Origin of the sequence: Uliginosibacterium sediminicola, from assembly GCF_039631295.1 — a bacterium.
Classification (GTDB): Bacteria; Pseudomonadota; Gammaproteobacteria; order Burkholderiales; family Rhodocyclaceae; genus Viridibacterium; species Viridibacterium sediminicola.
Window position 1 is genome coordinate 34,833 of the sequence record NZ_JBDIVE010000009.1, and the last position, 19,385, is coordinate 54,217.

General features: G+C 62.2%; 22 protein-coding genes. 5 read left to right on the forward strand and 17 right to left on the reverse strand.

Annotation, left to right across the window (positions count from 1 at the left end):
* Positions 1–30: 30 nt before the first annotated feature.
* Entirely contained in the window at positions 31–2,214 is a 2,184-nt protein-coding gene (locus tag ABDB84_RS15170) for a TonB-dependent receptor (RefSeq protein WP_345920595.1), read from the reverse strand.
* A gap of 236 nt (positions 2,215–2,450) precedes the next feature.
* On the opposite strand from ABDB84_RS15170, the gene ypfJ reads away from it, so the two are divergent.
* Positions 2,451–3,323 carry a KPN_02809 family neutral zinc metallopeptidase gene (ypfJ, locus tag ABDB84_RS15175; protein WP_345920596.1) on the forward strand — a complete coding sequence of 291 codons (873 nt, stop codon included), beginning with the start codon at positions 2,451–2,453 and terminating at the stop codon, positions 3,321–3,323.
* A 120-nt stretch (positions 3,324–3,443) separates the two neighbouring features.
* Positions 3,444–4,103: a glycine zipper 2TM domain-containing protein gene (locus tag ABDB84_RS15180; protein WP_345920597.1), complete on the forward strand. Its 660-nt coding sequence runs from the start codon at positions 3,444–3,446 to the stop codon at positions 4,101–4,103.
* Between the two features lie 19 nt (positions 4,104–4,122).
* On the opposite strand, the gene ABDB84_RS15185 is transcribed toward ABDB84_RS15180, so the two are convergent.
* From ABDB84_RS15185 to ABDB84_RS15220, 8 genes are all read right to left on the reverse strand, one after another.
* Positions 4,123–5,364, reverse strand: coding sequence for an FtsX-like permease family protein (locus ABDB84_RS15185; RefSeq protein ID WP_345920598.1), 1,242 nt, complete (start codon positions 5,362–5,364; stop codon positions 4,123–4,125).
* A 2-nt stretch (positions 5,365–5,366) separates the two neighbouring features.
* On the reverse strand, positions 5,367–6,032 hold the full coding sequence (locus ABDB84_RS15190) for an ABC transporter ATP-binding protein (RefSeq protein WP_345920599.1): 666 nt from the start codon (positions 6,030–6,032) through the stop codon (positions 5,367–5,369).
* 2 nt (positions 6,033–6,034) lie between these two features.
* Positions 6,035–6,442 (reverse strand): hypothetical protein, encoded by a 408-nt coding sequence (locus ABDB84_RS15195; RefSeq protein WP_345920600.1) that lies wholly within the window; start codon positions 6,440–6,442, stop codon positions 6,035–6,037.
* Positions 6,443–6,528: 86 nt separating this feature from the next.
* Positions 6,529–8,307 (reverse strand): alkaline phosphatase, encoded by a 1,779-nt coding sequence (locus tag ABDB84_RS15200; RefSeq protein WP_345920601.1) that lies wholly within the window; start codon positions 8,305–8,307, stop codon positions 6,529–6,531.
* A 172-nt stretch (positions 8,308–8,479) separates the two neighbouring features.
* Positions 8,480–9,289: a sulfite exporter TauE/SafE family protein gene (locus ABDB84_RS15205; RefSeq protein ID WP_345920602.1), complete on the reverse strand. Its 810-nt coding sequence runs from the start codon at positions 9,287–9,289 to the stop codon at positions 8,480–8,482.
* Positions 9,283–9,711, reverse strand: a complete 429-nt coding sequence (locus ABDB84_RS15210) for a DUF6691 family protein (RefSeq protein WP_345920603.1) — start codon at positions 9,709–9,711, stop codon at positions 9,283–9,285. The genes ABDB84_RS15205 and ABDB84_RS15210 overlap by 7 nt, the downstream gene beginning before the upstream one ends.
* Before the next feature lie 3 nt (positions 9,712–9,714).
* Positions 9,715–10,149 (reverse strand): YeeE/YedE family protein, encoded by a 435-nt coding sequence (locus tag ABDB84_RS15215; RefSeq protein WP_345920604.1) that lies wholly within the window; start codon positions 10,147–10,149, stop codon positions 9,715–9,717.
* A gap of 2 nt (positions 10,150–10,151) precedes the next feature.
* Positions 10,152–10,472 carry a metalloregulator ArsR/SmtB family transcription factor gene (locus tag ABDB84_RS15220; RefSeq protein WP_345920605.1) on the reverse strand — a complete coding sequence of 107 codons (321 nt, stop codon included), beginning with the start codon at positions 10,470–10,472 and terminating at the stop codon, positions 10,152–10,154.
* Positions 10,473–10,555: 83 nt separating this feature from the next.
* Here ABDB84_RS15220 and ABDB84_RS15225 point away from each other — a divergent pair, with 83 nt between their 5' ends.
* The 3 genes from ABDB84_RS15225 to ABDB84_RS15235 are packed head-to-tail and all read left to right on the forward strand — an operon-like array spanning position 10,556 to position 12,015.
* Entirely contained in the window at positions 10,556–11,416 is an 861-nt protein-coding gene (locus tag ABDB84_RS15225; RefSeq protein WP_345920606.1) for an MBL fold metallo-hydrolase, read from the forward strand.
* A 23-nt stretch (positions 11,417–11,439) separates the two neighbouring features.
* Positions 11,440–11,628 (forward strand): YgaP family membrane protein, encoded by a 189-nt coding sequence (locus ABDB84_RS15230; protein ID WP_345920607.1) that lies wholly within the window; start codon positions 11,440–11,442, stop codon positions 11,626–11,628.
* A 24-nt stretch (positions 11,629–11,652) separates the two neighbouring features.
* Positions 11,653–12,015: a carboxymuconolactone decarboxylase family protein gene (locus tag ABDB84_RS15235; RefSeq protein ID WP_345920608.1), complete on the forward strand. Its 363-nt coding sequence runs from the start codon at positions 11,653–11,655 to the stop codon at positions 12,013–12,015.
* Between the two features lie 6 nt (positions 12,016–12,021).
* Here ABDB84_RS15235 and ABDB84_RS15240 read toward each other — a convergent pair whose 3' ends face one another.
* The 8 genes from ABDB84_RS15240 to ABDB84_RS15275 form a co-directional block, all read right to left on the reverse strand.
* Positions 12,022–12,750 carry an amino acid ABC transporter ATP-binding protein gene (locus ABDB84_RS15240; RefSeq protein ID WP_345920609.1) on the reverse strand — a complete coding sequence of 243 codons (729 nt, stop codon included), beginning with the start codon at positions 12,748–12,750 and terminating at the stop codon, positions 12,022–12,024.
* 18 nt (positions 12,751–12,768) lie between these two features.
* Entirely contained in the window at positions 12,769–13,431 is a 663-nt protein-coding gene (locus tag ABDB84_RS15245) for an amino acid ABC transporter permease (RefSeq protein WP_345920610.1), read from the reverse strand.
* Between the two features lie 18 nt (positions 13,432–13,449).
* Complete coding sequence (locus tag ABDB84_RS15250) at positions 13,450–14,187, reverse strand: amino acid ABC transporter permease (RefSeq protein WP_345920611.1); 738 nt, start codon at positions 14,185–14,187, stop codon at positions 13,450–13,452.
* Positions 14,188–14,287: 100 nt separating this feature from the next.
* Positions 14,288–15,190 carry a transporter substrate-binding domain-containing protein gene (locus tag ABDB84_RS15255; protein WP_345920612.1) on the reverse strand — a complete coding sequence of 301 codons (903 nt, stop codon included), beginning with the start codon at positions 15,188–15,190 and terminating at the stop codon, positions 14,288–14,290.
* A 124-nt stretch (positions 15,191–15,314) separates the two neighbouring features.
* On the reverse strand, positions 15,315–17,123 hold the full coding sequence (locus ABDB84_RS15260; protein ID WP_345920613.1) for an ABCB family ABC transporter ATP-binding protein/permease: 1,809 nt from the start codon (positions 17,121–17,123) through the stop codon (positions 15,315–15,317).
* A 1-nt stretch (position 17,124) separates the two neighbouring features.
* Positions 17,125–18,378 (reverse strand): c-type cytochrome biogenesis protein CcmI, encoded by a 1,254-nt coding sequence (gene ccmI, locus ABDB84_RS15265; RefSeq protein ID WP_345920614.1) that lies wholly within the window; start codon positions 18,376–18,378, stop codon positions 17,125–17,127.
* Positions 18,379–18,380: 2 nt separating this feature from the next.
* Positions 18,381–18,857, reverse strand: a complete 477-nt coding sequence (locus ABDB84_RS15270) for a cytochrome c-type biogenesis protein (RefSeq protein ID WP_345920615.1) — start codon at positions 18,855–18,857, stop codon at positions 18,381–18,383.
* Entirely contained in the window at positions 18,850–19,380 is a 531-nt protein-coding gene (locus ABDB84_RS15275) for a DsbE family thiol:disulfide interchange protein (RefSeq protein ID WP_345920616.1), read from the reverse strand. The genes ABDB84_RS15270 and ABDB84_RS15275 overlap by 8 nt, the downstream gene beginning before the upstream one ends.
* Between the last annotated feature and the right edge of the window lie 5 nt (positions 19,381–19,385).

Below are 19,385 nucleotides of genomic sequence, written 5' to 3' on the forward strand. Positions count from 1 at the left end.
CCCGCTTGCGCAGGCCGTGGCGCAGATGGGTCAGAAACGATATTCCGTAGTGAGCAGGACGGTACGCAGGGGCCCGGCTGAAATGTGGCCATTGTAAACCGACAGCCAATACACCTTGTTGAAGATGTTGTTGACGTTCAGACTCACCGTGTACTTGTCCTGGTCGTAGCGCAGCATGGCGTCATATTTCACGTAACCCGGTGCCCAGTTGCTGGAGTTGTGCGAGGGGTTGCGCTTGCTGACACCATCGGCGCCGGCGCCGATGGTCCAGTCTGGCAGGATGCGGTAGGTATTCCACCAGCTGGCACTATTGGTCGGCGTGTTGGCGGCCGGACGCCCCACGGTCGCGGAGGATGCTGCCGAGGAGCCGGCCTTGTCGATGTTCGACCACATGTGGGCGAAGTTGAAGAAGGTCTCCCACTTCTCGGTGATCTTGCCGGTGACCTCGATTTCCCAACCGTCGGTGTGGCGCGCGCCGGAGAGCAGGAAGGCGCCGGAGGCCGTATCGGTATCGGTGCTGCGTTCGTTGAACTTCTGCGTACGGAACAGCGCTGCACGCACCGAGACATCGCCATCGAGCAGCTCTGCCTTGGCACCCAGCTCGATGTTGCGGCTCTCTTCAGGCGGTGTCTTGGACGAGGAACTGTCGTACTGGTAGAGGTCGCCCGAGGTGTTGAACGAGGTGCCGTAGGAGAGGTAGGTATTGATGTTCGGCGTCAGCTCGCGGATCAGGCCGGCACGGTAGCTCCACAGGTAGTCTTTGCGGTCATAGGTCGCCGATGTACTGCCCGAGGTGCCGACGTAGTTGCCGTAGAAGCGGTCCCAGCGTGCGCCGGCAAGCAGCTTCCACTTGGGCAGGAATTCGATGATGTCCTGCGTGTAGAGGCCGTAGTCGGTCGAGGTGAAATAGCTCAAACCACTGCGCATGCCGGTGGGGGCCAGGCGCTGGTTGGCCGTGGCGAGCGGATCGCCAGTGACGCCGGAGGCTTGTGCCGGGGTGTTGGCGTAACTCCAGCGCTCCGAGTTTTCATGCGCCAGTTCGATACCGGCCAGGGCTTCGTGCTTCATGCCCAGGAATTCAAAGCGCGAGGTCAGGTCAGTCTGGCTGAAGATGTGTTTCTCTTCACCGCCACGACGCTGGTTCTGGCGCGTGAAGACGGTGCTGTCGGTCACCGCCGCGCTGCCGGACAGGCGCGGTGCGGTGGCCCACAGGTCGCGCTTGTATTCGCCGTAGCGCAGGGTGCTGGTGACCTTGGTCTTGTTGTCGAAGCGGTGGGTGTAGCTGGCGGTGACCACGTCGGCCGAGTCGCGCTGGAAGTTGTTGTCGGTGCCGTAGTATTTGCCGGCGGTGCTGTCGACCGGACGACCGCCCGCCCAGGCGTAGCCGTAGTAAGGCGTATCGTCGTAGTTGAGGTGGTAGTAGCCGATCTGGAACTCGTTGTTGGTACCGATGCCGGTGCGCAGGGTCGGCGCAAAGCCGTAGCGCTTGGTATCGGCGCCTTCTGGGTCGCCGGCCGATTTGGTGGTCATGGTGTTCAGGCGGATCGCGGTGGTTTCGCCGATCACCTTGTTCAGATCTGCCGTGGTGCGCAGATAGTCGTGGTTGCCGATGGTGGCCGAGACGGTGTTCTCGTCGGCGAGGTAGGGCACCTTGCTGGTCTGGTTGATCACGCCGCCGGTCGAGCCACGGCCGAACAGCATCGAGGCGGCGCCACGCAGCACTTCCACGCTGTCCAGATTGAACACTTCGCGGTTGTACTGGGCGATGTCGCGCATGCCGTCCTGGTACAGGTCGCCGTAGGCGACATAGCCGCGCAGATTGATGTTGTCGCCGATACGGCCGCCTTCACCGGCATTGAAGGTGAGGCCCGAGACGTTGGCGAGCGCAGCTTTGAGGCTGTCTTGCTTGCGGTCTTCGATCAGCCTGCTGGTGACGATGGTGATCGACTGCGGGATGTCCTTGGGGGCCTGATCGAGCTTGCCGATCTTGGTCGTTTCGGCCTTGTAACCGGTTTCCGGCTTGCCGTTCTCACGCTGCCCCTTGACCACGACAGGTGCCAGGCTCGGCTCGGCGGCCGGCGCGCTCTGTGCCGCTTTCGGTGCGGCAGGGGCATCGGCTGCGGCAGCCGGATGTGTGGTGGCCACTGTGGCGGCAATAGCCATCAGCAATCGTGATGGCGCGTTGTTGAGGATTTCTGCTGGATACTTTCTCATGAAGATCTCTCCCTGGGACCGTTGTTTTCTGATGTGCTGCTTTGCTGCATTGCAAGACTGTTATTGCGAATTGTTCCCATTTGTAACAGCGTTGTCAACGAGAATAGTTCGCATTTGTGCACGTCTCCGGCTTGCTGTGTGCGGAATGCGACGTCCTGTGCCGCCAGCGGCGGCGGGCCTTAGCGCGCGTGCTGCCATCAGGCACAATCGCGCCATGAATTAGCCGGGAGTGCGGGATGCGTTTTGACGACGACAGCGAGAGCAGCAATATCGAGGATCGCCGTGGTAGTGGCGGCGGCTTGCCCATCAGCGGCGGCATTGGCGTGGGCACCGTGGTACTGGCGCTGGCCGCCTGGTATTTCGGTATCGATCCGTCGATCGTGATCAACGGCAGCCGCATGCTGCAGGATGGTCAGGCGCTGCAGCAGGCCGCCGGGCCGGTGCAGGAGAGCGCCGAGGAGAAGCAGTCGGTGCATCTGGTCAAGGTGGTGTTGCGCGACCTCGAAAAAACCTGGGCCGAGCAGCTGCCGGCGCAGACCGGCAAGCCTTACGTCAATCCGCGCTTGGTACTGTTCCGTGGCGCCACGCGTACCGCTTGCGGGACGGGTCAGACGGCAATGGGGCCGTTTTATTGTCCGGCCGATCAGAAGGTGTATATCGATCTGGCCTTTTACGATGAGATGAAGCGGCGTTTTCACGCGCCGGGGGACTTCGCCCAGGCTTATGTGATCGCCCACGAAGTCGGCCACCATCTGCAAAATCTGCTGGGCATCTCGGATCGCGTCCATCAAGCGCAGCAGCGCGCGAGCAGCAAGGCGCAGGCCAATGCGCTGTCCGTGCGGCTGGAATTGCAGGCCGACTGCTTTGCCGGCGTCTGGGCCCATCACGCCAACAAAGAGCGTCACATGCTTGAAGCCGGCGATGTCGAGGAAGCCATGCGCGCCGCTACCGCCATTGGTGACGATGCCCTGCAGCAGGCTGCACAAGGGCGCGTGGTGCCGGACAGCTTCACCCACGGCAGCTCGGCACAGCGCACACGCTGGCTGCAGCGTGGTCTGCAGTCGGGGGAACTGGGGCAGTGCAATACCTTCAAAGCCGAGCAGTTGTAAGGCGCTGGCGAGGTTTTTGAAAGTGAATGTAAGCCTGCTGGCGTTTGCTGCGTTGAGTGCACAGAATAAGCGTAAGGACTCGCGCGTGATGGACGAGTCCATGTTCCAAGTGAGGCAGACATGAAAGCTCCGTTACTCAAGACATTCACCCTCGCGGCCCTGGCCATGGCGGCCAGCCAGGCCTGGTCGGCTGAATACGGTCATGTGATTTCCAGTGTGCAGGTGCTGCAGGAAGTGCAGTCCCCTTCGCAGAACTGCCACTACGAGGAAGTGCTGGTTCAGCAGCCGCGCTCGCAGGGCGGTGGCGCGCTGATCGGCGCCATTGCCGGCGGCCTGCTCGGCAATACGGTTGGGCGCGGCGGTGGCCAGTTCGCAGCGACGGCAGTGGGTACCCTCGTCGGCGCTGCAGTGGGCGATAACTTGGAGCGCCAGAACACGGACACCGTCAGCCAGACCGTGCGTCGCTGCAGCACCACGATGAGCTCGCAGCAGCGCGTCATCGGCTATGACGTGACCTACGAATACGCCGGCCAGCGCTACACCACGCGCCTGCCCAATGACCCGGGCGAGTGGGTGCCGATCCGTGTCTCGGCCGAGGGCGCGTCGAACACCACGGTCGAGCCGATGCGTACGGTGGTGACCAGCACCATCATCGAAGAACCCCGTCAGGTGGTGGTCTATCGACCGGCGCCGGTCTACTACCCGCCGGTGACGGTTGGAATCGGCTACGGCTGGGGCTGGGGTGGCGCTGGCCCCTATCACCATCATCGCCGCTGGTAAGCGCGGCGTGCAGGCCTGATCAGCTGCTCAGGCCTGCGGCAATCGGCTGCCGGAAGGTGAGCCAGGCCGGCAGCATGGCGATCAGCGCGCCGGCCAGTACCAGACCGCCCAGCAGCAGCCATTCCGCCATCCCCAGACTGACTGGCATCGCAAAGCCGGTGCGCGTCGCCAGCCAGCGCGCCAGCAGCAGCGAGCCGCACCAGCCCAGCAGCAGGCCGCTCAGCGCGCCGCCTAGAATCAGCAAGCTCACCTCCGCCCACACCGTGCAGAACACATAGGCACGGCTGGCGCCAATGGCGCGCAGCACGGCGTATTGGCGGCGTCGGGCGAGAAAGCCGACCAGCAGCGCCATCAGCACGGCCACCACGACCAGCACCTGGGTGCTCAGCGCGAGCAGGGCCATCAGGTCGCGCACATTGCCCAAGGTGAGGTAGAGATCGTTGAGCACTTCGGCCGGAAACAAGGCCTGACTCTGAGCATTGCGAAACTGTGTGCGCAGGCCGTAAGCGGCGGCGATGGAATCGGGTTTGATGGCGATGGCCGGCATGCCGGGCAGATATTGCGCATCCCAGGGCGGACCCAGATGCGGCGCGGCATCGGGCGCGTGACCGGTGGGCAGGCCGTGCACGGCCCAGACATCCTCGACCGGCACCAAAATCGCGCTGTCCCAGATATTGTGCCGTGCGGGCAGACGGCCGACGATGCGATAGTGCAGGGCCTGGTGCGCGGCATCGGCGTGATGATGGGCATCGCCTTCATCATCGTCATCCTCTTCATGCATGCCATGTTGCGGCGTGATCTGGGCACCCAGCGGCAGTTTGACGGCGGCGCCAATGATGGCCTCGCCGCGCTGCTGGAACACGCGCCCCTCAGCGGGCTGCAGCTGGCCGCCGCGCAGCGCGAAATTGGCAATCGTGCCGACGATGGGATAGCCCTGCCAGCGATCACCGAAGGCAATCGGTGCGGCATAGCGCACGCCACGTGCGGTACTGGCGCGATCGAGCACGTCGCCGCTGAGCAGGGGAATCGCCTGCGGTTTGAGGTAGATGGCGGTCAGCACCAGCTGGGTCGGGCTGCCCGGACTGCCGAGCAGCAGATCGAAGTCGTCGGCAGCGCGTGCGCTGCCCTGGCGCAGGGCGCGCTCTTGCGAGATGACGGTGATGCCAGTGGCCACTGAAATGGCGACCAGCAGCAGGGTGACGACAACCATCAGGCGATTGCGGCGGTAGTCGGCGATGATGATGGGCAGCGGATTGAACATCTTCATTCTTCCATGAGCTGACCGTGCTGCAGCAGACAGCGGCGATCCATGCGGGCCAGCAATTCGGTTTCGTGCGAGATGACGATCAGTGCGGCGCCCTCGGCGCGCACGCGTTCGATCAGCAGATCGCCGATGATCTGGCGATGCTCGGGGTCCAGACTGGCGGTCGGTTCGTCGGCCATCACGATGGCCGGTTTGAACAGCAGGGCGCGCGCAATCGCGACGCGCTGACGTTCGCCGCGCGAGAGCAGGGCGGCAAGACGCGTGTGGGTGCGCAAGCCAACCTGTTCGAGCAGTTCGCGGGCGCGCTGACGCAGTTCGCTGCTGGCGCGCCAGGCGTCGAAGTGAGCGGGCAGCAGCACGTTGTCGAGCGCCGAGAGTCCGTCGATGAGGTGGAAGTCCTGGAAAATCAGGCCGAGCTGGCGTTGCCGCCAGGCGTCCAGCGCTGCATCAGGCAGTTTCAGGATGTCCTGCCCATGCCAGCGGATGCTGCCCTGGCTCGCGCGTTCGAGACCGGCCAGGCAATGGAATAGCGTGGTCTTGCCAGCGCCCGAGGCGCCACGAATGCCCAGGCTGCTGCCGGCGGCAAGCTGCAAACTGTCGATGTGGAACAGCGCGCTGCTTTGCCCGGCAAAGCGCATGTGCAGATCATCAAGGCGTAACAGCATGATCAGATTTTGCTTACGGTGGATTCGCGCAGGCGAACCTGGCTGACAAAGCCAGTTTGCGGGTCAGTCCACGAACCGATTTCGAGGCGTCCTTCAACCTGCAGGCGCTGCGTGAAATCGACCGGCGCGAGCGTGCCTTGCAGATAGACCACGATGATGTCGACCGGCCATTCGGCGTCCGATGCGCAGAACGGGCAGACGGAAACAGGCTCACGGGTGAGTACGAAGAACTTGCTCTCCGGTTTGAGCGGCGGGGCCATGAAGCCACGAATGACAATGGGTTTGCCACGCAAGCCCAGGGCACGCTCGCTGTACTGGATGCCGAGCACGCCACTGCTCTTGTAGAGCGTATCGAAGCTGAGCTTTTCCGCTGCAACGGCGAGTGACGGCAAGGCGCTGAGACTCAGCAAGCCCAGGCTGGTGCGAAAAAAAGTCCGGCGACTGGCGCCGCCGGACCGAGCGTGTTGCAAACCACTTTCTGTTGCTGCGCGCGACATTATTTCTTGGCAGCTTTCTTGGCCTGTGTGGTCGGCCCCAGGGCCAGTGCTTCAGCCATGATGCGGAACAGTTCGTTGTTGTTCATCTGACCATGCACGGCATTGGCGCCAGGACCGCTGGCCGTCAGCAGGACGTCGTCGCCGGAATGCACGCCTTGCGTTGCGGCACGCGGGCCGGTGCGCGGCAGATTACCCGGACGGAATACGGCGCCCGGCTCATCCTTGTAGGCGGGATTGGCGACGACTTTGCCTTCCTTGTCCTTGATCGCCGGCACGAATTCGCCTTCGAGGTGCGGACGGAAGGTGTCGTAGTGGTCCGGCGTCGCAGCGAAGGTAAAGCGCAGGCGCTTGGAGACATCGACCTTCTCCGGATAGCCCTCGGCATTCGGTGCGCCATAGTTGGGGAAGCCTGCGTCCTCATAGGTACCGATCTTCTCCTGCATGTCGGTGCCGGGCGCGTTGTCGTCGACCGTGCCGAGCAGGGTCACGCCATGCGTGTGATCGGCCGTGACGAGGATCAGGGTGTTATCGCCATTGGCCTTGGCCCAGTCCTTGGCCGCTTGCACGGCATTGTCGAGCATGATGGTGTCGTAGATCGAGCGCTCGGCGTCGAGCGAGTGAGCGTACTTGTCGATCCGCGCCGATTCGACCAGCAGTACAAAGCCGTTCTTGTTGCGCGAGAGCACCTTGATGGCCGCCTTCATCTGCTCGACGACATCGGGCTGGTCAGGGAACTTGCTGACCGAGCCTTTCTTGAGGAACTTCAAGTCCAGCGCGCCGTCGATGTTGCCGGTGTTATAGAGGCCCAGCAGCTTGGTCGTCTTGCTGTTGTCGGCTGCAGCAAGCATCTCGGTCTTGGTCTTGGCGAAGGCATAGCCGGCCTTGCTGAAGGCGTCGATGTAATCGACGTCGTCATTGCGCTTCGAACCCGGCGTGCTCTTGGGCAAGAAGTTCGGCGAGCCGCCACCCATGATCACATCGATACCGCTGTCGTAGAACATCTTGACGATGTCGTTGTAGTCGCTGCGACGACGCGTATGGGCGACCATTGCGGCCGGCGTGGCATCTTCGATTTCGGAGTTGGTCACTGCACCGACGGCAAGACCTTTCTTCTTGGCCACTTCCGTAATCGTGGCGACTTTCGGATGCTCCAGCGACTTTGCAGCGCGCGAGCAATACACGCCCAGCGCATTGACGCAGCTCTTGTGTCCGGTGGTGTAGGCGCTGGCCGAGTTGGCCGAGTCCGTGACGATCGAATCGGTGCCGGCGGTCGACAGCAGGGCCATGTAAGGCATGTCATCCATGGCCAGCTTGCCCTTGTACTTGCCTTCCTCGATGCCCTTGGAGAGGATGCGAGCTGCCGTGCGTTGCGCAATCGACATGCCGTCACCGATGAAGAGAATCACGTTTTTGGCTGCCGGCTTGGCCGGCGTGCCGTAGACGTTCCAGCTCACGGTCTTGGTATTGCTGCCATCGCTGGCGCTGACCGTGTAGTTACCGGGTTTGCTGATGCTGACATCGCGCAGGATCAGGCTGGAGGCGTCTTTGTCGTTCTCACGCGGGATCAGCTGTGCCTGCTTGCCCAGCAGCTTGCTGTAGTCCTCGCCATTGATGGTGAGCTTGAGTTTGGCTTGATCGACGAGGCCCGGGAATTCGACCTTGAAATCAAAAGGAGCGCCGGCCAGGATGTCGGCACGGTTGAGCGGATAAATCGTCTGCGCTGCGGCGGGCAGCGAAGCCGCAGCCAGCAGAAGCAGCAGGGATGAAGTTGTGCGCATGAATCTGAACCTTCGGGAATGGTTTGGTGTGCGCGCAGCTTAGTCCTCGTGCGTTAAATATTTTTGACATCTAACTGCAACAATGTTGCAAATGAAGTCAACAAATGCCTAAGTCATTTGTTTGTTTTTGCAATATGGATTTTCAAATAAATGCTGAGTGAATGGTTGATGGCTAGGCGCGGGTGAACGATTGCCAGCCCAGGCCGATGGCCACCACGATCAGCAGCAGTGCGAATGCGCGCTGTACTTGTGCGGCTGAGAGCCGGTGTGCGAAGCGACGGCTGATCAGCATGCCGCCGATGGAGGCTGCCGCGAATGTGGCCGTGATCTGCAGCGGGAGTTCGACTCCGTGGGCGAGGTTGCTGGCGACGCCGCCTGCGCTGACCAGGGCAATGATCAGTAAGGCTGTCGCAACCGCGCTGTGAATGGAGAGCTGGGTGAAACGGCGCAGCATGGGCACGATGACGAAACCGCCACCTACTCCGAGTAAACCCGCCATGAAGCCGGCTATGCTACCGATGCTGGCCAGCACAGATGCCGTGCGGATACTCCAGATGAAACGCCCAGTGTTGCTGTCGATAGGACCCAGCGCACACAGTGTGCTGCTGGTGTCGATGGTTTGGTCTATGCGATTGGTATTGCGCAAGCTGCGAATCGCACTGATCAGCATGATCAACACAAAGATGCGCATCAGCACGACTTGCGGCAGCGCATGCGCGGCAAGTATGCCAAGGCTGGTGAAGGGCAGGCTGATCAGGGCGATCAGGATGGCCGCGCGGTAGCGCACCAGGCGGTGCAGCAGGCCTTCGATTGCGCCTGCACCCGCCGAGCCGACCATGGCAATCAAGGCCACCGGCGCGGCTTGCTGCATGCTCCAGCCTAGGCCGGTGACGAGTGCTGGCACGGCCAGCACGCCGCCGCCCGCACCGGTGATGCCCATCACGGTGCCGATCAGCAGTCCAAGCAGCAGGGCTGTCAGCATGTCGTCTGCCGCGTGCGGCGTTCCAGATATTCAAAGATCAGCATGCCGGCCAGCATGCTCAGCGCGAAGAGGATTCCCTTTGCATTGCCAAGCCCGACGAGGACCAGGGCCGGCCCCGGACAGATGCCGGCAATACCCCAGCCGATGCCGAACAGCAGGCAGCCACCGATCAGGCGGGCATCGATGTTACGTGTGGGCGGCAGATTGATCGGCTGCTGATCAAAGCTGCGCCCCCGCTTGCGCGCCAGCGCGAAGGCTGGTGCGGCGACCAGAATGGCGCCGAGCATGACAAAGGCCAGCGAGGGATCCCAGGCGCCGGCCAGGTCCAGAAAGGCGAGCACCTTGGCCGGATCGCTCATGCCCGAGAGGATCAGCCCGCAAGAGAAGAGCAGGCCCGACAGGAAGGCTATGGTCGTGGGCATGGTTCAGACTCCGATGAGATGACGCAGGACATACGTCGCAGCAAAGCCCGCCGCCATGAAGCTCAGTGTGGCCGCCAGCGAACGTGGTGACAGGCGGGCCAGACCACAGACGCCGTGACCACTGGTGCAGCCTGCGCCGTAGCGCGTACCGATGCCGACCAGCAGACCGGCGAGCACGATCAGCGCTGCGTCGGTGTCGAGACGGCTCGCTGGCGGCTGCAGGAAAAGTCCATACAGGTTAGGTGCCAGCAGCAGGCCGGCGAGGAAGGCGATGCGCCACCACAGATCGCCTTCGCGCCTGCGCAGCAGGCCGCCGAGGATGCCGCTGATGCCAGCGATGCGGCCGCTGCCGAGCACCAGCAGGGCGGCTGCTGCGCCGATCAGCGCACCGCCGGCTAGCGCACTCCAGGGCGTAAAGGCATGGGTGTCGATCAACATATTCAGGCTCCGGGAGCAGGGCAGTACAGCTGGTAGAGCGTGGCGAGGATTTGCAGCACGCGTTGATCAGCGACCGAATAGAAGATGCGCTTGCCATCGCGCCGGGTGTTGACCAGGCCTTCCGTGCGCAGCACGCCCAGTTGCTGGGAAAGGGTGGGCTGGCGGATGTCGAGCAGTTCTTCAAGCTCGCCCACCGATTTTTCGCCCTGGCTGAGTTGGCACATCAGCAGCAAGCGGTCGGTATTGGCGAGCACACGCAGCGTGTTGCTGGCCAGGTCGGCGGCCGTGCGCATCTGTTGCATGTCGAGGCTGACTGGATTCATGGTGTTTGCTTGATCAATCTACTTGAAAATAGTTTATACGATGATAGTATGTAAATCAATAAAGTGTTTTTGAGGCCCGAACCATGAAACCACAAGTCGAAGCTTTCTACGATGCCCTGACCGGAACCGTCAGTTATGTGGTTTTCGATGCGCCCGGCGGTCATGCGGCAATCATCGATCCGGTATTGGATTTTGATGTCAAGTCCGGTCGCAGCAGCACCCGACAGGCCGAGCGCATCATTGGCTTCGTGCGTGCTCAGGCGCTGCAGCTGGATTGGATTATCGAGACCCATGCGCATGCCGATCATCTCTCTGCCGCGCAGTATCTCAAGCAGCAGCTGGGCGGGCAGATCGCCATTGGTGAACACATCCATCGTGTGCAGACCGTGTTCAAAGCCTTGTTCAATCTGGAGCCGGCTTTTGCGGTCGATGGCTCGCAGTTCGACCGCTTGTTTGCCGACGGAGAAGAGTTCGCTATCGGCGCGCTGTCTGCACGCGCGCTGTGGGTGCCTGGCCATACGCCGGCTGACATGGCCTACCTGATCGGCGACGCCTTGTTTGTGGGCGATACCTTGTTCATGCCCGACCTGGGCACCGCGCGCTGCGATTTTCCCGGCGGCGATGCCCATGCGCTGTTCCGCTCGATCCGCTCTTTGCTAGCGCTGCCACTCACCACGCGCATGTTCATGTGCCACGACTATCCGCCCGCCGGGCGCTCTGCGGCCTGGCAGAGCAGTGTCGCCGCGCAGCGCCTGCACAACATCCATGTGCACGACGGCGTTACGGAAGCGCAGTTCGTGGCCATGCGCGAAGCACGCGACGCCACGCTGGAGGTGCCGGAGCTGATCCTGCCTGCGGTGCAAGTGAATATCCGTGCTGGCGCCTGGCCGCCTGCCGATGACAACGGCGTGGCTTATCTGCGCCTGCCGCTCAATGTGTTGTGAGTTTCTTGTTCGAGGAGTGAATCATGAAAAGCAATGTCGGTGGTATTGATCGCATCTTGCGCATCGTCGTGGGTGCTTTGTTGATTGCAGGCGCGCTGTCGGGGCTTATCGGCGCCTGGGGCTGGCTGGGTCTGGTGCTGGTTGCGACCGGCGTGTTCCGCTTCTGTCCGGCCTATCTGCCGTTTGGTTTGAGTAGCTGCGCGCGCAAGTAAGCGCAAACTTTCCGGAGTATGAACATGAGTACGAATACGAGTTATCGCGAGCTGACGCAATCGATCAGTCGCAATCTGACACCGCTGCGCAATGACACGCCGGCGGTGATGAAGGCGTTTCAGGAATTGGGTAAGGCCGCCAGTGCGGAAGGCGCGCTGGACAAGAAGAGCAAGGAGCTGATCGCGCTCGCGCTCGGGGTGGCGGCGCGCTGTGATGGCTGCATCGGCTTTCACACGCAGGCGCTGGTGCGCCTGGGCGTCAGCCGTGCGGAGCTGGAAGAGACCCTGGGCATGGCCGTGTACATGGGTGGCGGTCCGTCGCTCATGTACTCGGCCAATGCCCTGGCCGCCTTCGAGGAGTTCAGCGGCGCGACGGCCGCTGCCTGACAAGACTCAGTGTTGCAGGATCTTGGAGAGGAACTGCTGCGCACGTTCCGAGTGCGGCTTGCCGAAGAAGTCGTCCTTGGCTGCATCTTCAACGATCTTGCCCTGATCCATGAACACCACGCGATGGGCCACCTTGCGCGCAAAGCCCATTTCGTGGGTCACCACCATCATGGTCATGCCTTCCTGGGCCAGCTCGACCATGACATCGAGCACTTCGTTGATCATCTCGGGGTCGAGTGCTGAAGTCGGCTCGTCGAACAGCATGCAGATCGGATCCATCGACAGCGCACGGGCAATCGCCACGCGTTGTTGCTGACCGCCGGAGAGCTCGCCCGGGTACTTGTTGGCGTGTGCCTTGAGGCCGACGCGATCGAGCAGCTTGAGGCCCTTGTCGGCCGATTCTTCGCGGCCGCGCGCCAGCACCTTCATCTGTGCGATGCACAGATTGTCGATGATGCTCATGTGCGGGAACAGCTCGAAATGCTGGAACACCATGCCGACATGCGCGCGCAGTTGCGGCAGGTTGGTCTTGGGGTCATGCACGCTGGTGCCGCGCACCAGGATCTTGCCTTTTTGAATCGGCTCCAGGCCGTTGACGGTCTTGATCAGGGTGGATTTGCCTGAGCCCGAGGGGCCGCAGACGACGACAACTTCACCCTTGCTGATTTGCGTCGTGCAGTCGGTGAGGACCTGGAATTTTCCATACCACTTGGAGACGTCTTTGATTTCGATCATGGGGATATCCAGTGCTGATTAGCGGATGATTGCAATACGCTTCTGCAGGCGCTTGACGATGGTCGATAGCGAAAAGCAGATGATGAAATAAACGATGGCCGCAAAGGCGTACATCTCGACAGGACGGTTGAAGGTCTTGCCGGTGACTTCCGCCGCGTGCAGCAGGTCAGAGGCGCCGATGGCATAGACCAGCGAGGTGTCCTGAAACAGCACAATGGTCTGCGTGAGCAGGATCGGCAACATGTTGCGGAAGGCCTGCGGCAGGATCACGTTGCCCATCACCGTGCGGTAATCCATGCCCAGCGCATAGCCGGCATTGATCTGCCCCTTCGGAATGCTCTGGATGCCGGCGCGGATGATTTCACAGTAGAACGCCGCTTCGAACAGCGTGAAGGTGATCATCGCCGATTTCTCGGCGCCCATGCGCACACCGAAAATGATCGGGATGAGCAGGAAGCACCACAGGATCACCATCAGCAGCGGGATCGAGCGCAGGGTATCGACATAGATCGCGGCTGCCCGCGACAGGAACTTGCCGCCCGACAGGCGCGCGAGCGCCAGCAGGGTACCGAGCCCGATGCCACCGATCATGGCGGTGAGGGTGAGGGTTAAGCTGAACAGAAAGCCTTGCCAGATGAAGGGCAGGCTCTGTGGAATGACACTGAAGTCGAACTGATGCATGGTGCGAGGTTCCTTGGCTCAGTGGGCAATGATCAGGCCAGGCACTCGCGTGCGGCTTTCAATGAAACGCATCAGGCGATTGGCTGCCATGGCGCAGATGAAGTACAGCAAGGTCGCTGCGGCCAGGGTTTCAATCACTTGACCACCGGTTTCCTCGACCATCTGGCGAGAGACGAAGGTCAGGTCCCAGACGCCAATGGCGAAGGCGACCGAGGAATTCTTGAAGGTATTCATGAATTCGGAGGTCAGCGGCGGAATGATGATGCGGAAGGCCATCGGCAGGATGACGTAGCGGAAGGTCTGCGGCAGGGTGAAACCCAGTGCCAGACCGGCGTTACGCTGCCCGCGCGAGAGGCTCTGGATGCCGGCGCGCACCTGTTCGGCAACACGTGCCGAGGTGAACAGGCCCAGTGCAATCGAGGCGGTCAGGAATTCCTTGAACGGCATGTCTTGCTTGACCCACATCGCCAGATCCTGGGGCAGGAATTCGGGCAAGACGAAGAACCAGACGAAAAGTTGCACCAAAATGGGGACGTTTCGGAAGGTCTCCACCCAAGCGGTGCCAATCAGGACCAGGCGACGGTCCGGGACGGTGCGTAGCGTCCCCATGATGCTGCCCATGACCAGGGCGATGACCCAGGCGGTCAGCGATACGGCAACAGTCCAGCCCAGGCCGATCAACATCCACTGCAGGAATGTTTCGTCGCTGGAGGAGACCTGCTGCAAAAAGATTCCCCAGTTCCAGTGGTAATTCAAAGTGTGCTCCCTGTGTGTAAATGGCCCCGGCGCAGCAGCGGTCGGGGCCTTGTCTCAGATATCAGCTGGCGCAGCAAGACTTGCGCCAGCTTCACTGTTTTTACTTCTTGTAGGCTTCTACAGGGTTGTCGTTCGGATTGGCGATGGCGTTCTTGAGTGCATCGCTCATCGCGAAGTTGAGGCTGACATTCTTCGGCGGAATCGGCGAAGTGAACCACTTGGCGTAGAGCTTGTTGATCTCGCCGGACTTCATCAGACCCTTGACGGTGTCATCGACCAGCGCCTTGAATTGCGGGTCGTCCTTGCGCAGCATGATGGCGATCGGTTCGGTCGACAGGGCCGGACCGACGATGGCGTACTGTGCTGCGTTCTGCGAGTTGGCGATCAGGCTGGCGAGCAGGTTGTCGTCCATCACGAAGGCCACGGCGCGGTCGCTTTCAAGCAGCAGGAAGGAGTCGGCGTGGTCCTTGCCGTAGACTTCCTTGAAGTCGATGCTCTTGCCCTTTTCGTGTGCACGCATCAGCGCCACGCTGGTGGTGCCGGTGGTGGTGGCAACCGGCTTGCCGCCCAGTTGGTCCAGATCGGTGATGCCCGAGGCCTTCTTGACGGCCATGCGCACATTGGTCACGAAGGTCGTCGGCGCGAAGGCCACTTGCTTCTGGCGGTCAGCGCTGTTGGTCGTCGAACCGCATTCGAGATCGACCGTGCCATTGACCACCAGGGGAATGCGGTTTTGCGAAGTCACTGCTTGTTCTGCAACCTTCAGGCCGGGCAGCTTGAGCTTGGCCTTGACGGCGTCGACGATCTTGTAACAGATATCGATGTGGTAGCCGATGACCTTCTGGTTGGCGTCGAGATAGGACAAGGGGCCCGAGGATTCACGGATACCCAGGGTGATGCTCCCGGTGTCCTTCACCTTCTTCAGCGTGCCGTCGATTTCCTGCGCCTGACTGACTTGAGCGATAGAAGACAACACTGCTGCGACCAACAAAAGTTTTTTCATCGTTTGATTCTCCTGAACACGTTCGGCGAACGCCGAGACAGACTGAAAATACACGCAATAACTGCGCCAGGCAGTTGTGGAAAACCACGTTGCATGATCTGGATCAAAAGGCTTGATGTGCAGATCAGTTTTCCTGCTGGGGTTCTTGCTGTTGCAGTGCCCACATGCTGGCGTAAATACCGCATTGTGTCAGCAGTTCGCTGTGCGTGCCGCGTTCGGCGACGCGCCCCTGATCCATCACGATGATCATGTCGGCGTTCATGATGGTCGACAGGCGATGCGCGATGACCAGGGCGGTGCGTCCGCGTGCGGCGGCTTCCAGTTGTGACTGGATGGCTTTTTCGGTTTGCGAGTCGAGTGCCGAGGTGGCCTCGTCAAAGATCAGGATAGGCGGATCCTTGAGCAGGGCGCGGGCAATCGCGACACGTTGCTTTTCGCCGCCGGAGAGCTTGAGGCCGCGCTCGCCGACGCGTGTTTCATAGCCATCGGGCAGGCGTTCGATGAACTCGTGCAGCTGCGCTGCGCGCGCTGCGGCGAGTACTTCCTCGGCGCTGGCATCCGGGCGGCCATACTGGATGTTGTAGTGGATGCTGTCGTTGAACAGCACCGTGTCCTGCGGCACGATGCCGATCGCGCGGCGCAGGCTCTTCTGCGTGAACTGACGCAGATCCGTGCCGTTCAAAGTGATGCGCCCGGTGCTGACATCGTAGAAGCGGAACAGCAGGCGCGAGAGCGTGGATTTTCCTGCACCAGAATGACCAACAACGGCCACCGTGGTGCCTGGCGCAACTTCCAGTGAGACATCTTCGAGCACCGGTCGGCGCGCGTCGTAGGCAAAGCCCACTTGCTCGAAGCGCAGCGTCACCGGCCCCGGCTGCAGGGGCAGCGCATCAGGCGCGTCCTCGACTTCGCGCTGGGTGCGCAGCAGGCCGAACATGCGTTCGATGTCGGTCAGCGCCTGGCGGATCTCGCGATACAGCACGCCGAGAAAATTCAGCGGGATGTAGAGCTGGATCAGGAAGGCATTGACCAGCACGATGTCGCCCAGGGTCATCTGTCCGTCGGCCACACCTGCCGCGGCGCGCCACATCATCACCGTGACGCCGGCGGCGATGATCAGCGACTGGCCCAGATTGAGCACCGACAGCGAGTACTGGTTGCGCACCTGGGCCTGCATCCAGGCGTGCATGTGCTCGTCGTAGCGGCGCATCTCGTAGGCTTCATTGCTGAAGTATTTGACCGTCTCGTAGTTGAGCAGGCTGTCGATGGCACGCGCGTTGGCGGCCGAATCGAGCTCGTTGGCCTGGCGGCGCAGCACGCTGCGCCAGTTGGTGACGCTGATCGTGAAGCCGACGTAGAGCAGCAGGGTGGCGATGGTGATCAGCGCAAAGCTGATGTCGTACTTGTGGATCATGATGCCCAGCACCAGGGCGATCTCGATGATGATCGGCAGGATGCTGTAGATCGCGTAGCTGATCAGCGAGCCGATCGAGCGGGTGCCGCGCTCGATGTCCCGCGTCAGGCCGCCGGTCTGGCGTTCGAGATGGAAGCGCAGCGACAGCGCATGCAGATGCTCGAAGACTTCCAGCGCAATGCTGCGCACCGCTTGCTGGGTGACGCGTGCGAAGAGGATCTCGCGCAACTCGGTGCAGGCTGAAGTGGCAAAGCGCAGCGCACCATAGGCCAGCAGCAGGGCCGCCGGTACAACAATCAATGCTTGCGCCGGGGTGATGCTCAGCGCGTCGATGATTTGCTTGAACACCAGCGGCACGGCCACATTGGCCAGCTTGGCGCCGACCAGACAGACCAGGGCCAGGGCCACGCGGCCACGCCAGCGCAGAACATAGGGCAGCAAGGCGCGGATGGTGCGCCAGCCCTGTACTTCGTCCGCGCCTGCAGGTTGCGGCAGCGGCAAGGAAGAGGCGCGGCGCATGCTACTTCTTGACGACTTCGGAGATCTCGATCCGCAGCGGCTGTTGCGCTGAAGCCTCGACGGCCGCAGAGAGTCCCTGCAGATCACCGTCTTGCGCCATCGGGCTGTTGTGCTTGGAGATGCGCGCACCGACGATGATTTTGTCATGCGGCGCAACCTGGCTGATCATTGCCTGCGCCGTCGAGAAGTCAAATTCCAGCGGCAGCTCGCTGGCCTTGAAGCGCATGCCGGCGACCGGCGCTCCGCCAGCGGCCGGGCGCGCAAACAGGAACAGGCTGTCGTCCGGCGAGACCTTTCCACGCAGGGCTGCGGCGAGTGTGACCTGGCCTTTGAGCGTCAGCGCTGGCGCTTGATTCGCCGCTGCTTGTGGGCGGGCGGCGCTTGCGTCGGTGCTTGTCTTGGCTGCGGGGTCGGCTGTAGCGGGCAATCCGGCATGGCTGCGCGCTTCCTGCAGCATCGATTGCACCGACTGGCCGAACTCGCTGTCCGCCGGCACCAAGGCGGCAATCTTCTGCCAGTGTTTGATGGCAGTCTTGAAGTCCTTGCGGTCGAAGGCGACGGTGCCGGCCAGTGCCAGCGCCTTGATGTTCTGCGGGTCGAGCTTGAGCGCCTTGTTGATTAGCTCTTCCGGCTTGCCGGCGAGGCTGCGTCCTTGCGCAGCGGCCAGCGCATCGGCCCAATCTGCATAGGTTTGGGCATCCGGGCGTTTGCTGGCGAGCAGGGCGAAGCTCTTCTCGGCATCGGCAAAGCGTCCCAGCACCATGTAGGAGCGGCCGAGCATCAGCAGGCCTTCCAGATCGTCCGGGTTGGCGGCGACGCGTTCAGCCAGCTTGCCCAGCATGGCATCGATCTGCGCGGGCGTGACGTGCTGTGCCGACTCATCGACCGCTTGCTCGGGATGCAGCCCCGCCGGATTGCCGATCCACACATAGAGGCCGACCGCGCTGAGCGGCAGCACGAGCGCTAGCGCAATCGCCCAGGCGCGGCGCGGACCTGCGCTGCGGGCGGCTTCGGGAGCGCTCGATTCCTCGAGCGCACGGCGTTCAAGCTCGGCCAGGGTTTCCGCATGGCGCGCGGCGTCGATGCTGCCGGCAGCGAGTTCTGCATCAAGCTCTTTGCGCTGTTCGCGCAGGATTTTCAGCGCCGGGCTTTCGCTATTGTCGCTGGTCTCAGGGCGTGCGCGCAGCAAGGGCCACAGCAGGATCGCCGTCACTGCGCAGAGCAAGATGGCGGCGAGAATCAGGAATGCGCTCATGCCTAGGTGTTGTCCTTGTTGTCCAGCAGGGCCTGGGCGCGCTCGCGCTCGGCGTCTGTCAGTTGCGGTTGTGGCGCGGCGGCCCGGCGTTGCCGCACGGTCCAGGCAAAACCGCCGAGGGCGAGCAGCATCAGGGCTGCCGGGCCGCCCCACAGCAGCAGGGTGGTGTATTTGAAGGGCGGATCGTAGAGCACGAAATCGCCGTAGCGCTCGACCATGAAGGCGATCACATCGTCTTCGGACTTGCCGGCGGCGAGCATCTCGCGCACCTGGCGGCGCAAATCGTTGGCGAGGTCGGCCTGCGATTCGGCAATCGACTGGTTCTGGCAGACCAGGCAGCGCAGCCGTTCGGAAATCGCGTTGACGTGGGCTTCCAGCGCCGGGTCACTTTGTGCGCTGGCGATCTGCGCCAGCAGGCAGAGGCTCAGGGCGCCGAGCAGGCGGCGCAGCGGCCGCAGGCAGGACCGGCGCTCAGCCATGTTGCAGCTCGCGAATCTTGGGCAGCAGGATCTTGTCGAGCACGTCCTGGGTGACCGGGCCGATCTGCTTGTAGCGGATGCGCCCCTTGCCATCGATGAGGAAGGTCTCCGGCACGCCATAGACGCCGTAGTCGAGGCCGACGCGGCCATCGGCGTCGACAATCGACAGGGTGTAGGGGTCGCCGCCATCCTTGAGCCAGGACAGCGCATCGCGGGTCTTGTCCTTGTAGTTGAGGCCGATCACCGGCAGCACTTTCTGCTGCGCGAAGTTCACCAGCACCGGGTGTTCCTCGCGGCAGGCAACGCACCAGGAGGCCCAGACATTGAGCAACCAGACCTTGCCCTGCATATCGGCCAGCGACAGGCTCTGGTCGCTGGCGTGCAGCTGCGAGAGCTTGAAGTCGGGCGCCGGCTTGTCGATCAGGGGCGAGGGAATTTCGCGCGGGTCACGCGTCAGGCCGATACCGAGGAAGACGGCAAGCACGACGAACAGTAGGAGCGGGATGAGGGCTTTGGCTTTCATGATGG

Excerpts from the sequence above, each read along its gene's own strand:
- ABDB84_RS15170 (WP_345920595.1), bottom strand. The coding sequence starts at position 2,214 with ATGAGAAAGTATCCAGCAGAAATCCTCAACAACGCGCCATCACGATTG.
- ypfJ (WP_345920596.1), top strand. The coding sequence starts at position 2,451 with ATGCGTTTTGACGACGACAGCGAGAGCAGCAATATCGAGGATCGCCGT.
- ABDB84_RS15180 (WP_345920597.1), top strand. The coding sequence starts at position 3,444 with ATGAAAGCTCCGTTACTCAAGACATTCACCCTCGCGGCCCTGGCCATG.
- ABDB84_RS15185 (WP_345920598.1), bottom strand. The coding sequence starts at position 5,364 with ATGTTCAATCCGCTGCCCATCATCATCGCCGACTACCGCCGCAATCGC.
- ABDB84_RS15190 (WP_345920599.1), bottom strand. The coding sequence starts at position 6,032 with ATGCTGTTACGCCTTGATGATCTGCACATGCGCTTTGCCGGGCAAAGC.
- ABDB84_RS15200 (WP_345920601.1), bottom strand. The coding sequence starts at position 8,307 with ATGCGCACAACTTCATCCCTGCTGCTTCTGCTGGCTGCGGCTTCGCTG.
- ABDB84_RS15205 (WP_345920602.1), bottom strand. The coding sequence starts at position 9,289 with ATGCTGACAGCCCTGCTGCTTGGACTGCTGATCGGCACCGTGATGGGC.
- ABDB84_RS15210 (WP_345920603.1), bottom strand. The coding sequence starts at position 9,711 with ATGCCCACGACCATAGCCTTCCTGTCGGGCCTGCTCTTCTCTTGCGGG.
- ABDB84_RS15215 (WP_345920604.1), bottom strand. The coding sequence starts at position 10,149 with ATGTTGATCGACACCCATGCCTTTACGCCCTGGAGTGCGCTAGCCGGC.
- ABDB84_RS15220 (WP_345920605.1), bottom strand. The coding sequence starts at position 10,472 with ATGAATCCAGTCAGCCTCGACATGCAACAGATGCGCACGGCCGCCGAC.
- ABDB84_RS15225 (WP_345920606.1), top strand. The coding sequence starts at position 10,556 with ATGAAACCACAAGTCGAAGCTTTCTACGATGCCCTGACCGGAACCGTC.
- ABDB84_RS15230 (WP_345920607.1), top strand. The coding sequence starts at position 11,440 with ATGAAAAGCAATGTCGGTGGTATTGATCGCATCTTGCGCATCGTCGTG.
- ABDB84_RS15235 (WP_345920608.1), top strand. The coding sequence starts at position 11,653 with ATGAGTACGAATACGAGTTATCGCGAGCTGACGCAATCGATCAGTCGC.
- ABDB84_RS15240 (WP_345920609.1), bottom strand. The coding sequence starts at position 12,750 with ATGATCGAAATCAAAGACGTCTCCAAGTGGTATGGAAAATTCCAGGTC.
- ABDB84_RS15245 (WP_345920610.1), bottom strand. The coding sequence starts at position 13,431 with ATGCATCAGTTCGACTTCAGTGTCATTCCACAGAGCCTGCCCTTCATC.
- ABDB84_RS15255 (WP_345920612.1), bottom strand. The coding sequence starts at position 15,190 with ATGAAAAAACTTTTGTTGGTCGCAGCAGTGTTGTCTTCTATCGCTCAA.
- ABDB84_RS15260 (WP_345920613.1), bottom strand. The coding sequence starts at position 17,123 with ATGCGCCGCGCCTCTTCCTTGCCGCTGCCGCAACCTGCAGGCGCGGAC.
- ccmI (WP_345920614.1), bottom strand. The coding sequence starts at position 18,378 with ATGAGCGCATTCCTGATTCTCGCCGCCATCTTGCTCTGCGCAGTGACG.
- ABDB84_RS15270 (WP_345920615.1), bottom strand. The coding sequence starts at position 18,857 with ATGGCTGAGCGCCGGTCCTGCCTGCGGCCGCTGCGCCGCCTGCTCGGC.
- ABDB84_RS15275 (WP_345920616.1), bottom strand. The coding sequence starts at position 19,380 with ATGAAAGCCAAAGCCCTCATCCCGCTCCTACTGTTCGTCGTGCTTGCC.